Annotated in this window: 11 protein-coding genes and 1 riboswitch; of the genes, 6 read left to right on the forward strand and 5 right to left on the reverse strand. The window is 70.9% G+C overall.

All coding sequences use genetic code 11. The features are described from left to right. Nucleotides 1–303: 303 nt before the first annotated feature. The 3 genes from glyA to gcvT form a co-directional block, all read right to left on the reverse strand. Entirely contained in the window at nucleotides 304–1,563 is a 1,260-nt protein-coding gene (glyA, locus tag ACFV57_RS24435; protein ID WP_385236064.1) for a serine hydroxymethyltransferase, read from the reverse strand. A gap of 55 nt (nucleotides 1,564–1,618) precedes the next feature. Further along, a complete protein-coding gene (gcvH, locus tag ACFV57_RS24440; RefSeq protein WP_385236067.1) occupies nucleotides 1,619–1,993 on the reverse strand; it encodes a glycine cleavage system protein GcvH in 375 nt (124 codons plus the stop codon). A 76-nt stretch (nucleotides 1,994–2,069) separates the two neighbouring features. Beyond that, nucleotides 2,070–3,197, reverse strand: coding sequence for a glycine cleavage system aminomethyltransferase GcvT (gene gcvT, locus ACFV57_RS24445; RefSeq protein ID WP_385236070.1), 1,128 nt, complete (start codon nucleotides 3,195–3,197; stop codon nucleotides 2,070–2,072). Between the two features lie 140 nt (nucleotides 3,198–3,337). Beyond that, a riboswitch (glycine riboswitch) is annotated at nucleotides 3,338–3,433 on the reverse strand. Between the two features lie 249 nt (nucleotides 3,434–3,682). On the opposite strand from gcvT, the gene ACFV57_RS24450 reads away from it, so the two are divergent. Then, nucleotides 3,683–4,441 carry an AAA family ATPase gene (locus tag ACFV57_RS24450; protein ID WP_385236235.1) on the forward strand — a complete coding sequence of 253 codons (759 nt, stop codon included), beginning with the start codon at nucleotides 3,683–3,685 and terminating at the stop codon, nucleotides 4,439–4,441. Nucleotides 4,442–4,637: 196 nt separating this feature from the next. On the opposite strand, the gene ACFV57_RS24455 is transcribed toward ACFV57_RS24450, so the two are convergent. Further along, the gene (locus ACFV57_RS24455) at nucleotides 4,638–5,456 is read right to left on the reverse strand and encodes a hypothetical protein (protein ID WP_385236073.1); all 819 of its coding nucleotides are present in this window, start codon (nucleotides 5,454–5,456) and stop codon (nucleotides 4,638–4,640) included. 249 nt (nucleotides 5,457–5,705) lie between these two features. Here ACFV57_RS24455 and ACFV57_RS24460 point away from each other — a divergent pair, with 249 nt between their 5' ends. After that, the gene (locus ACFV57_RS24460; protein WP_385236076.1) at nucleotides 5,706–6,503 is read left to right on the forward strand and encodes an enhanced serine sensitivity protein SseB; all 798 of its coding nucleotides are present in this window, start codon (nucleotides 5,706–5,708) and stop codon (nucleotides 6,501–6,503) included. Between the two features lie 172 nt (nucleotides 6,504–6,675). Continuing rightward, nucleotides 6,676–7,476 carry an enhanced serine sensitivity protein SseB C-terminal domain-containing protein gene (locus ACFV57_RS24465; RefSeq protein WP_385236079.1) on the forward strand — a complete coding sequence of 267 codons (801 nt, stop codon included), beginning with the start codon at nucleotides 6,676–6,678 and terminating at the stop codon, nucleotides 7,474–7,476. Between the two features lie 228 nt (nucleotides 7,477–7,704). On the opposite strand, the gene ACFV57_RS24470 is transcribed toward ACFV57_RS24465, so the two are convergent. Beyond that, nucleotides 7,705–7,932 carry a hypothetical protein gene (locus ACFV57_RS24470; protein WP_385236082.1) on the reverse strand — a complete coding sequence of 76 codons (228 nt, stop codon included), beginning with the start codon at nucleotides 7,930–7,932 and terminating at the stop codon, nucleotides 7,705–7,707. Between the two features lie 85 nt (nucleotides 7,933–8,017). On the opposite strand from ACFV57_RS24470, the gene ACFV57_RS24475 reads away from it, so the two are divergent. The 3 genes from ACFV57_RS24475 to ACFV57_RS24485 all read left to right on the forward strand — a co-directional run bounded on the left by ACFV57_RS24475 (nucleotide 8,018) and on the right by ACFV57_RS24485 (nucleotide 11,923). After that, on the forward strand, nucleotides 8,018–9,016 hold the full coding sequence (locus ACFV57_RS24475) for an ABC transporter permease (RefSeq protein ID WP_385236085.1): 999 nt from the start codon (nucleotides 8,018–8,020) through the stop codon (nucleotides 9,014–9,016). Between the two features lie 70 nt (nucleotides 9,017–9,086). Beyond that, complete coding sequence (locus ACFV57_RS24480; protein ID WP_385236088.1) at nucleotides 9,087–10,835, forward strand: ABC transporter substrate-binding protein; 1,749 nt, start codon at nucleotides 9,087–9,089, stop codon at nucleotides 10,833–10,835. Nucleotides 10,836–10,912: 77 nt separating this feature from the next. Next, nucleotides 10,913–11,923 carry an ABC transporter permease gene (locus tag ACFV57_RS24485; protein ID WP_385236091.1) on the forward strand — a complete coding sequence of 337 codons (1,011 nt, stop codon included), beginning with the start codon at nucleotides 10,913–10,915 and terminating at the stop codon, nucleotides 11,921–11,923. Nucleotides 11,924–12,001: the final 78 nt, after the last annotated feature.

Raw genomic sequence — 12,001 nt, forward strand, 5'->3', positions numbered from 1 at the left:
GGGGGCGTCGGCCCGAGAGTGCTTCGGGACCCCATCCCTGGTTTTGTCGCCTAACTTAGAGTTTTGGCGGTCCAAACCGCCGTGGGGGTGCGGAAACCCCCCGGGGGCCCACGGCCTGTTCACCCCGCGGACACCGCCTCGGCGGCGCCTCGCGGGGCGTACTTCATGAAACGCGTCACACGGCCGCGGCGGACGCGCCGCGCAGGCGCGCTGCCGCAGGCCGGGTGGCGCGGGTCACAGCGGCGTCCGCGAGCCGGTCGCGGCGACGGCGTGGAGCCGGCGCAGCGACGGCCGCGGAGCCGGTCACAGCGACGGGTACAGCGGGTGCTTGCCGGCCAGGGTGGTCACCCGGGCCTTGAGCGCGTCGGCGTCGTACGACGGCTTGAGCGCCTCGGCGATGATGTCGGCGACCTCGCGGAAGTCCTCCGCCTGGAAACCGCGGGTGGCCAGCGCCGGGGTGCCGATCCGCAGGCCCGAGGTGACCATCGGGGGGCGCGGGTCGTTCGGGACGGCGTTGCGGTTGACCGTGATGCCGACCTCGTGGAGGCGGTCCTCGGCCTGCTGGCCGTCCAGCTCGCTGTTGCGCAGGTCCACCAGGACCAGGTGCACGTCCGTACCGCCGGACAGCACCGAGACACCGTGCTCGGTGACGTCGGACTGCGTCAGGCGCTCGGCGAGGATGCGCGCGCCGTCCAGGGTGCGCTGCTGGCGCTCCTTGAACTCCTCGCTCGCCGCGACCTTGAAGGACACCGCCTTCGCCGCGATGACGTGCTCCAGCGGGCCGCCCTGCTGGCCCGGGAAGACCGCCGAGTTGATCTTCTTGGCCAGTTCCTGGGTGGACAGGATCACGCCGCCGCGCGGACCGCCGAGGGTCTTGTGCGTGGTGGTGGTCACGACGTGGGCGTGCGGCACCGGGCTGGGGTGCAGCCCGGCCGCGACCAGGCCGGCGAAGTGCGCCATGTCGACCATCAGGTACGCGCCGACCTCGTCGGCGATCCGGCGGAACGCCGCGAAGTCCAGCTGGCGCGGGTACGCGGACCAGCCGGCCACGATCAGCTGCGGACGGGTCTCCTTGGCCAGGCGCTCGACCTCGCCCATGTCGACCTCGCCGGACTCCTCGTCGACGTGGTAGGGCACCACGTTGTAGAGCTTGCCGGAGAAGTTGATCTTCATGCCGTGGGTCAGGTGCCCGCCGTGCGCGAGGTTCAGACCCATGATCGTGTCGCCCGGCTTGAGCAGCGCGAACATCGCGGCGGCGTTGGCCTGCGCGCCGGAGTGCGGCTGCACGTTCGCCGCCTCGGCGCCGAAGAGCGCCTTGATGCGGTCGATGGCGATCCGCTCGACCACGTCGACGTGCTCGCAGCCGCCGTAGTAGCGGCGGCCCGGGTAGCCCTCGGCGTACTTGTTGGTGAGGACCGAGCCCTGGGCCTCCATGACGGCGGCCGGGGCGAAGTTCTCCGACGCGATCATTTCGAGGGTGGACTGCTGACGGTGGAGCTCGGCGTCGACGGCGGCGGCGACGTCGGGGTCGAGCTCGTGGAGGGAGCTGTTCAGAAGCGACATGACTCTTCCTGGGGTTCGCGGGGCGCACGGCCCCGCCGGGCGGCGGGTGGGCGTATCAGCCGGTGAAGGCGGTGTACTCGTCGGCCGTGAGCAGGTCGTCAGGCTCGCCGCTCACCTTCACCTTGAACAGCCAGCCACCCTCGAACGGGGCGGTGTTCACCAGCGAGGGGTCGCTCACCACGTCCTCGTTGATCTCCGTGACCTCGCCGTCGACGGGGGAGTAGAGATCGCTGACGGACTTGGTCGACTCCAGCTCACCGCAGGTCTCGCCCGCCGTGACCGTGGCACCGACCTCAGGAAGCTGCACGAAGACGACGTCGCCGAGCGCGTTCGCGGCGTGCTCGGTGATGCCGATCTTCGAGACGCCCTCCTCGGCGGCCGACAGCCACTCGTGCTCCTTGCTGTAGCGCAGCTGCTGGGGGTTGCTCATGTCTTGATTCTCCTGGATGCGGGGGCGTGCTCGGTGCGGGGGTCTTGACAGGTGAGACGGATGAGGCGCAGACACGTCACTTCTGGCGCTTGTAGAACGGCAGGGCCACGACCTCGTACGGCTCATGGGTGCCGCGGATGTCCACCGCCACACCGGCGGTGCCCGGCGCGGCGTGCGCGGCGTCCACATACGCCATGGCGACGGGCTTGCCGAGGGTGGGGGAGGGGGCGCCGGAGGTGACCTCGCCGATGACGGCGCCGTCCGGTCCCACGACCGGGTAACCGGCGCGCGGCACGCGGCGGCCCTCGGCGATCAGGCCGACCAGCTTGCGGGGCGGCTCGGTCTCGGCGCGGTCCCGGGCGGCCTCCAGGGCGGCACGGCCCACGAAGTCGCCGTCGTTCGTCGTCTTCTCGAACTTCACGACCCGGCCCAGGCCCGCGTCGAACGGGGTGGTGCCGGTGGTCAGCTCGTGCCCGTACAGCGGCATCCCCGCCTCCAGGCGCAGCGTGTCCCGGCAGGACAGGCCGCAGGGCACCAGGCCCGCGCCCTTGCCCGCCGCGGTCAGCGCCTCCCAGAGGGCGACCGCGTCCGCCGGGCGGACGAACAGCTCGAAGCCGTCCTCGCCGGTGTAGCCGGTACGGGCGATCAGCGCCGGGACGCCGGCGACGGTGCCGGGCAGCCCGGCGTAGTACTTCAGGCCGTCCAGGTCGGCGTCGGTGAGGGCCTTCAGGATGCCGGCCGACTCCGGACCCTGCACGGCGAGCAGCGCGTACGCGTCCCGGTCGTCGCGCACCTCGGCGTCGAAGCCGCTCGCGCGCTCGGTGAGCGCGTCCAGCACGACCTGGGCGTTGGAGGCGTTGGCGACGACCATGTACTCCGTCTCGCCGAGGCGGTAGACGATCAGGTCGTCCAGGATGCCGCCCTCGGCGTCGCAGATCATGGTGTAGCGGGCGCGGCCGACGGCGACGCCGCCGATGTTGCCGACCAGCGCGTGGTCCAGCAGGTCGGCGGCGCGCGGCCCGGTGACGGTGAGCTCGCCCATGTGGGAGAGGTCGAAGAGGCCGGCGCGGGTACGGACGGCGACGTGCTCGTCACGCTCGCTGCCGTAGCGCAGCGGCATGTCCCATCCGGCGAAGTCGGTCATGGTCGCGCCGAGCGCGCGGTGCGTCGCGTCCAGTGCGGTCCGGCGGGGGGCTTGGGTCATGGTGGGGCTCCCGGGCATGGGTGACAGGACGGTCTCCCCATCTGTCATCGGAACCTGAGAGGTTCACCGGAAGGCCGTCACCGGTCCCGGTTTGCACCTTGGGTGGAGCCACACCACGGCGGCCCGCTTTTCAGATCTGCCTCGCCCGCGCGGTATCGGGGCCTGAGAGATTCAAGGGAGGACTTGCTCCTTCGGCGCCCCGCCGTGACGGCCGGGGACTCTCCCGCGCGGATTCAAGCGGCCGGTATGCAGTTGGCTGAGCGTGGCACCCGTACGGCGACGCACTTGTTGGGTGTGGTCCCGCACTTGGCGCGCACATCATTGCACGGGATCGCCGGATGCAGGAGCCAAGGTCGTACCGGTGTTCGCAGTGGTGTCACGAGGCTGTCCGGGGAGTGTACGGATCGAGCGGTTTCCTTGAAGCGCATTACCTTTTCTTGACACTCTGCGGGTAAGGGGACGGAATCACCGGACCGGGAGGGGCGATCACGGTGCACAGGCAAGCCGCATTCGCGACGAGTCCGGGAGGCGTGCCCCCGGGCTGCGTCCCGGAGCCGACCCCGGCCGCGGTGCCGGGGCCCAGGCGGCTGCCGCGCGGGGTGGTCCGCCCCGGCCGGGTACGGGCCGCGGCGCCGGACGCGCCGCCGGTGGACATCGTCGACCTCCGGGACGGCCGGTCACCGCGCGCGGTGACCGGGCTGCTCTTCGTGGCGGGTGACGTGGTGGTGGTCTCCGGCCTGCCGGGCAGCGGCAAGAGCACGCTCATGCTCCGGGTGGTGCCCGCCCTCGACCTCCAGGGCGCGGCCGTGCACCGCGTCGATTCGCAGGACGTACGGGAGCGCTGGGAGCGCGGCAGGCTGCGCCGGCTGCCGTACGCGCTCTACCGGCCGCTGGTCAGGGCCGCCCACTACCTGGGACTGCGGCGGGCGCTGCGTTCAGGGCGCAGCGTGGTGGTGCACGACTGTGGCACGCTCGCCTGGGTGCGCCGCTGGCTGGCGCGCGAGGCCCGGCGCGGCGGGCGCGGCCTGCACCTGCTGCTGCTGGACGTGCCGCCCGAGGTCGCGCTCTCCGGTCAGCGTTCGCGCGGGCGGGGCGTGTCCGGCTACGCCTTCGCCCGGCACCGGCGGGCGGTGCGGCGGCTGGCCGCCCGCGCCCGGACGGCCCGGCTCCCCGCGGGCTTCACCTCGGCCGTCCTGCTGGACCGGCCGGCGGCGGGCGCGCTGCGGCGGGTCGGCTTCGAGTGAGGCCGGGCGCGCGGCCGGGACCGGTCCGCGCGCCCGGTAGGCGTCACGCCTGCCGTGCCGGATGTCGCTATATGTCCGGTACGCCGTACGTCTGACGGGCCGTACGGAAGGTCCCGTACGGCCCGTCAGGACCGGTCCTAGCTCTGGCATATCTCCCGCATCTGCGCCTCCTCCGGACGCTCGGAGCCGGGCCGATCTAGAGGCCCAGGGCCTTGACGAGCACCGTCGGCAGCGACAGCACCGAGTTGAGCAGCGCGCCGGCGCCCTGCCGCTGCGGCTGCTCCGCGCCCTGCCGCTGCGGCGCGTCGGCGGGCTGCTCCTGGCGGGTGTCCGCGGGCTGCGGCGCCGTGTCGGCGGTCGGCTGCGGGTCGCTGATCGGGGCCTTGGGCTGGGCGGCCGGCTGCTCGGCGGGCTGCTCGGCCGGCTGGTCGTCCGCGGGCGCGGCGGCCGGCTGCGCGGCGGGCTGGGCCGGCCGGTTGGTGGCCGGTGCGGCGGGCTGCTCGGCCGGCTGTGCGCCCGGCTGCTGCCGCAGGTCGCCGAGCAGCTTGTCGAGGCCCAGGATCTTGAAGATGTCCGTGACGGACCGGGAGACCGAGCCGACCACGCTCACGGCGTCGGAGGACTCGCCCGGCGCCGGGGCCCGGCGCTCGGACAGCTCGTCCACCTGTGTGCGCAGCTGCTGCGAGACCCTGCGCAGCTGGACGGTGTCGGCCGACACCGAGCGGTCGGAGTCCTTGTTCAGGACGTCGGCGAGCCGCTGCGCGTCGGCCAGGACGGTGTCCAGGTGGGTGCGCGCGGCCCTGACCTGCACGGAGTGGCCGCGGCTGTCGGCGGCCTTGTCGGCCAGCTCGGCCGAGGCGTCCGCCAGTCTGCCGATGTCGTCGACGATGACGCTCTGGTTGCGGACCGGGGGCTTGGGTTCCTCCGCCGCGGACGCGGAACCCACGGCACCGAGGGCGAGGGTGCCGACGGTGGCGGCGCTGACGAGGGCGGTGGCGGTCCGGTGCGTTGCCATCAGGAGAGATGCCTTTCTGTAGGAACGGCAGGGCAAGATCACCCTGGAGCAACCTTCGGAGCGTCGCGCACGGTCCGCAACCGCTCGCGCGCGTTCGGTGGTCATCCGGACGCACCAGGCCCCCTCCCGTCTGCTGGCGTTAGGGTCGTCGACCAGGTAAGAGCCTGTGTCCGCCCCTTGGGCCGGCCGCCAGTCACCTGGCTGGGCGTCAGGCGCGGACGCGGCGCGGTACGAAGCGGGTGGGTGGAGATGGACTTTCCGGAGCAGGGCATTCCGCAGCTGGGGTGGCCCGCCAACGAACTGGAGGAGGTGCTCGCCGCCTCGGTGGGGCACCCGGGGGCGGGCGCCCGCATCGTCGAGGTGCTGGGCCGCAGCCGTATATGGGTGCCGCTGCCCAAGGGCGGCGGCCCGGAGAGCGCCGGGCTGGGCCGGGCGGGCCTGGACCTGCCCACCGTCGAGATCGGCTCGGCCGCGTACGTCCCGGTCTTCAGCTCCGAGCAGGAGTTCCAGCGGGTGGCCGGGCCGCAGATGTCCTTCACCGTCGCCCCGGCCGCCGAGTTCGCGCGCGGCCTGCCGCCGCTGATGGGCATCGCGGTCAACCCGGAGGGCACGGTCGGCGTGCCGCTGCCGCCGGACGCGGTGGCCGCCCTGTGCCGGAGCGACCGCCCGGACCAGCCCGGCGTGCCGAGCGGCGCCCGGGTCCGGCTGTTCGAGCCGGACTGGCAGGAGGAGCCGGTGGACTTCCTGGCCGCGGCCGGACTGGAGTTCTCGGCGGCGGGCTTCGTGGTCGCCGCGCGCCGCGCGCTGGCCAGCGTCGAGGGGGACGCGCCCGCGCTGTTCGTCGGTGTCCAGGTCGACGCGGCGGCCGTCGCGCCGCACGACCCGGCCGTACGGGACGCCGTGACCGCGGCCCTCGGGCGGGCCCTCGGCGGGACGCCGCTGACCTGGCCCGTTCAACTGGTCATGCTGGACCTCGCGCAGGGCGACCCGGTCGCCGACTGGATGCTGGAGCGGGTCCGCCCCTTCTACTCCCGCGACGTCGCGTAGGGCGGGCCTTCCGCAGCACCCCGGGTCCGCGCCCCGGCCGGCCCGGAGTGCTCCTTACCGTGTCCGCAAGCGGCGTGTGCTGATCCGACCGGGGCCCGTACGCAGGCTCTAAGCTGTTGTTGCAACCGGCAGGCGTACCCCACGTGCCTGCCGACAGGAAGGGACGGACCACGTGAGCGCGGGTGCGCATCAGGGAGCGGCTGCCGGGCAGGTCGAGCAGATGCTGCAACAGGTCACGCCCGGTCGGTACGACGCCTACGAGGCGCTGCTGCAGGCGCTCGCCGCCGGTCAGGTCTGGATGCTGCTGTGGCACGGCCAGGCCGGTTCGCCCGATGCGCAGTACGGCAACATGGAGGTCGACGGGCTCGGCTACGCGCCGTGCGTGACCTCCGCCCCCGAGCTGGCCGCCAGCGGCTGGAACCGTGCCCACGAGGTCGTCTACGGCCGGGACATCGCGGCCACCCTCTTTCCCGACCGCTGGGGCCTGTGGCTGAATCCGCACGCTCCCGGCGGCGGTGTCGGCATCCCCTGGCTGGACCTGCGGCGGATCGCGGGCGGTCTGGACCGGCTGCCGGCCGGCCCGCTGCGGATCACCGAACCGGTCATCGAGATCCCCCAGTTCTACGCCCTGCTGGGGCAGAACGCGCACCGCACGCCCGCCGTGCGCTCCCTGCGCCGGGCCTGGGTGCAGCCCGCGCTCGGCGCCCCGTACCTGGCGATCGGCCTGGATCTGTACGACACGGGGCAGCCGGCCGTGGACTCGGTGCGGCTGATGATCCAGCAGTCCATCGGCGCGGTGCCCGAGGGGCTGCCGGTCTCGACGGTGGCGATGAACGACGAGTACGACCCGGTCGGGATGTGGATGCGGGCCAATGCGCGGCCCTTCTTCGACCGGGACGCCTACGCGGCGGGCCCGGTGCCCGCGCCCGCCCCCGCGCCGTCGTACGGGTACGGCTACCCGCGTCCTTACTGACCGTCCTGTCGTCCCGCTGTCCATTTCCGGTACGTCCGCTGCCTGAGCCGTCCCGGGCCGGTTTTCCCCGCCGCCCGTCGGTCCGGCACGCCCTGCGACGGTCCTCCGCCGCCTTCCGCAGCCCGAAATGGCCGCCCCTGCCCGTAAGTTGACCTCTTCGCGGGGGTGTGCGAACCGCTCAGTCGGGGCGTGTGTCCGCATAACGGAAGACCGTGGGCCACATCACAGTTACGCATCCATTCCCGGCCAGGGCTGGTGAGTGATCGCGACTCGGATGAAGACTCCCGCAGCAGAGGGCTTCGGCCTTGTGTGCGAGAGATCTTCCGCTCGTCGTCGCGTGACGTTCCGCGGCATCTGCTGTGCCCGCAACATCTGCAACACCTGTTTTCGCAACGCCCGCTTCACACGTTCCAGTTGCTCCAGCTGTTCCAGTTTTCCCAGTTGCTCCAGATGCATGCATCACACCAGTGATGTGAACCAGGCCGCGCACACCGCGGCGCGCGTGGGCCGGCGGCGCCGGCCGAGAGGGGTCAAAGGCACCGTGACCGCACCGATCGAGACCACCGGGGCGGCTGCCGAAGCGCAGCCGGAAGCGGTGCTGGAAGGCGTCGAGAGCAAGAAGATCGAGGGACGCTCGCTCGGCCAGATCGCCCTGCTGCGCTTCCGGCGCGACAAGGTCGCGGTCGCGGGTGCCATCGTTGTCATCCTGCTCATCCTGATCGCGGCGCTCTCCCGGCCGATCCAGTCCTGGCTGGGCCTGGACCCCAACAGCCCCCACCAGGACCTCATCGACACCAACACCACGCTGCCCAAGGGCGACTTCGGCGGCATGAGCCTGGACCACCCGCTCGGCGTGGACCCGAAGTTCGGCCGCGACCTGCTCGCGCGGGTCCTGGAGGGCTCCTGGGTCTCGCTGATCGTGGCGTTCGGCGCGACGCTGCTGTCGGTGGCCCTCGGCGCCGTGCTCGGGGTGGTCGCCGGCTTCTACCGGGGCCGGGTGGACGCGCTGATCAGCCGCCTGATGGACGTCTTCCTGGCGTTCCCGCTGCTGCTGTTCGCCATCGCCATCTCGGCCTCGCTCCAGGGCGGCGCCTTCGGGCTCGAAGGGCTGCCGCTGCACATCTCCGTCCTGATCTTCGTGATCGGATTCTTCAACTGGCCGTACATGGGCCGGATCGTGCGGGCCCAGACCCTCTCGCTGCGCGAGCGGGAGTTCGTGGACGCCGCACGCGGCATGGGAGCCCGCGGCCCGTTCATCCTCTTCCGGGAGCTGCTGCCCAACCTGGTGGGCCCGATCATCGTCTACTCGACGCTGCTGATCCCCTCCAACATCCTCTTCGAGGCGGCGCTGAGCTTCCTGGGCGTCGGCATCCAGCCGCCCCAGGCCTCCTGGGGCGGGATGCTCAACCAGGCGGTCAAGTACTACGAGGTCGATCCGCAGTACATGCTCGTCCCCGGCCTCGCGATCTTCGTCACCGTGCTGGCGTTCAACCTCCTCGGCGACGGCCTCAGGGACGCGCTGGACCCGCGCAGCCGCTGACACCGCCCGGGCCCGTACGCCCGTAGGCACCCACCCAAGTTTCCGATCTACGAAGGGGAAACCGACCATTATGCGAAGGTCAGTCCCGGTCGCGGCGATCGCGGCCCTCACCAGTGCGGGCCTCCTGCTGTCCGGCTGCAGCGGCAAGAGCTCGGGCAGCGGCTCGTCGGAGGCGAACGCCGCCACCAAGGGCATCGTCAACGCCTCGGACGACAAGGGCGGCACGCTCACCTACGCGATGAGCGACGCCCCCGAGTCCTTCGACCCGGGCAACACGTACTACGCCTACGTCTGGAACTTCAGCCGCCTGTACGCGCGCCCGCTCACCACCTTCAAGCCGGGACCCGGCCCCAAGGGCAACGAGCTGGCGCCGGACCTGGCCGAGTCGCTGGGCAAGTCCAGCGACGACAACAAGACCTGGACGTACAAGATCCGCAAGGGCCTCAAGTACGACGACGGCAAGCCGATCACCTCGAAGGACGTCAAGTACGCCGTCGAGCGCAGCAACTTCGCGCGCGACGTCCTCTCGCTCGGCCCGAACTACTTCCAGACGTATCTCAAGGACAACGAGGGCGGCTACAAGGGCCCGTACAAGGACACCGGCCAGGAGGGCCTGAAGTCCATCGAGACGCCGGACGACCAGACCATCGTCTTCCGCCTCAAGCAGCCCTTCGCCGAGTTCGACTACCTGGTCAGCGCCCCGCAGACCGCGCCGGTGCCGAAGGCCAGGGACAAGGGCGCGGACTACACCAAGAACATCGCCTCGTCCGGCAGCTACAAGTTCGAGAGCTACGAGGAGGGCAAGCAGGTCATCCTCGTCCGCAACCCGAACTGGTCGGCCGCCACCGACCCGCTGCGCAAGCAGCTGCCGGACAAGATCGTGCTGAAGATGAAGGTCGCCCAGTCGACGATCGACAAGGACCTGAAGGCGGGCAACACCCACATCGACATGGCCGGGCGCGGCGTGGACGCCCAGACCCAGGCCCAGCTGCTGACGAACTCCAAGGACAAGGGCAACACCGACAACGCGCTCGGCCAGCGCCTGTCCTACGTGGCGATCAACACCAAGGTCGCGCCGTTCGACAAGCCCGAGTGCCGCAAGGCCGTGCAGTACGCCATCGACAAGAAGGCCGTGCAGACCGCGCTCGGCGGGCCGATCCGCGGCGACATCGCCTCCACCGTGCTGCCGACGGACCTCGCCGGGTACCAGAAGTTCGACCTGTACCCGCAGAAGTACAACGGTGACAACCTCGACCTGACCGAGGCCAAGAAGCAGTGGCAGGCGTGCGGCGCCGGCAACGTGAGCACCACGATCACCGCCCGCAACGACCGGCAGGACGAGGTGGACGCGGCGACGTCGGTGGTCGGCTCGCTGAAGAAGATCGGCATCGACGCCAAGATCCAGACGTACCCGAGCGGCAAGTACTTCTCGGACTACGCGGGCGTGCCGGAGTTCACCAAGAAGAACAACGTCGGTCTGATGATGATGCAGTGGGGCTCGGACTACCCGACCGGCTTCGGCTACCTGAACCAGATCGTCAACGGCAAGGCGATCCAGAAGTCCGGCAACTCCAACATCTCCGAGCTGGACGACGAGGGCATCAACAAGCTGCTCGACGACGCCATCGCCACCAGCGACAAGGCGAAGCGGGAGAAGGACTACGCGGAGATCGACAAGAAGACGATGGAGCAGGCCGTCATCGTTCCGCTGACCTACTTCAAGATCCTGCTGTACCGCTCGCCGAAGGCCACCAACCTGGTGTCCACCTCGGCCTACAGCGGTGAGTACGACTACATCAACATCGGCGTCAAGAAGTAGCAGCCCCGGAAGGCAGGTGAAGGCATTGGTGTCCGCGGGCCGGCCGGTCCGGTCCGCGGCGCCGACGCCGCAGTCCCGTGTTCGCGTACATCATCCGCAGGTTGATCAGCGCGGTGATTCTGCTGCTGATCGTCAGCGCGGTCACCTTCGGCATCTTCTTCGTGCTGCCGAAACTGGCCGGACAGACCACCGACCAGTTGGCCGGCCAGTACATCGGAAAGGCCCCGTCGGCCGCGGACATCGCCGCGGTGAAGAAGAACCTCGGCTTCGACAAGCCGGTCTTCGTGCAGTACTGGGACTTCCTCAAGGGCATCTTCGCCGGTGTCGACTACAAGTTCGGTCCCGAGGCGGCCACGTGCCACGTGCCGTGCTTCGGCTACTCCTTCAAGACCCACATCGAGGTCTGGCCCGAGATCCAGGCCCGGCTGCCGGTCACCCTCTCGCTGGCCGCCGGCGCGGCTGTCGTGTGGCTGGTCTCCGGCGTCGCCACCGGCGTGCTCTCCGCGCTGCGGCCCGGTTCGGTCTTCGACCGGCTCGCGATGGGCGTCGCGCTGGCCGGTGTGTCCCTGCCCATGTTCTTCACCGGCGCGCTGGCGCTGGCCCTGTTCACCTACCAGTGGCCGATCTTCGAGCGCAGCGACTACGTGCCGCTCTTCGAGGACCCGTTCATGTGGGCCCAGACGCTGGTACTGCCCTGGGTCACCCTGGCCTTCCTCTACTCAGCCCTCTATGCGCGCCTGACCAGAGCGGGCATGCTGGAGACGCTGAGCGAGGACTACATCCGTACCGCGCGCGCCAAGGGGCTCGACGAGCGCAGGGTCGTGGTGCGCCACGGCCTGCGCGCCGCGCTCACCCCGGTCATCACGGTCTTCGGCATGGACCTGGGCCTGCTGCTCGGCGGTGCGCTCATCACCGAACAGGTCTTCTCGCTCAAGGGCGTCGGCGCGTTCGCCGTCGAGGCGATCAACGCCAACGACCTGCCGAACATCCTCGGCGTCACCTTGCTCGCCGCGTTCTTCATCGTCATTTGCAACCTGGTGGTGGACGTTCTGTACGCCGCCGTCGACCCGCGGGTGAGGCTCTCGTGACCGACTCCCCAGACTCCACCGCCGGCCACCGCGCCGGACCCACCGCCCCCGGCCCCGCCCCGGCCGGGCCGCCCGCCG

The sequence above is a fragment of the Streptomyces sp. NPDC059788 genome (genome assembly GCF_042732265.1).
Taxonomy (GTDB): Bacteria; Actinomycetota; Actinomycetes; order Streptomycetales; family Streptomycetaceae; genus Streptomyces.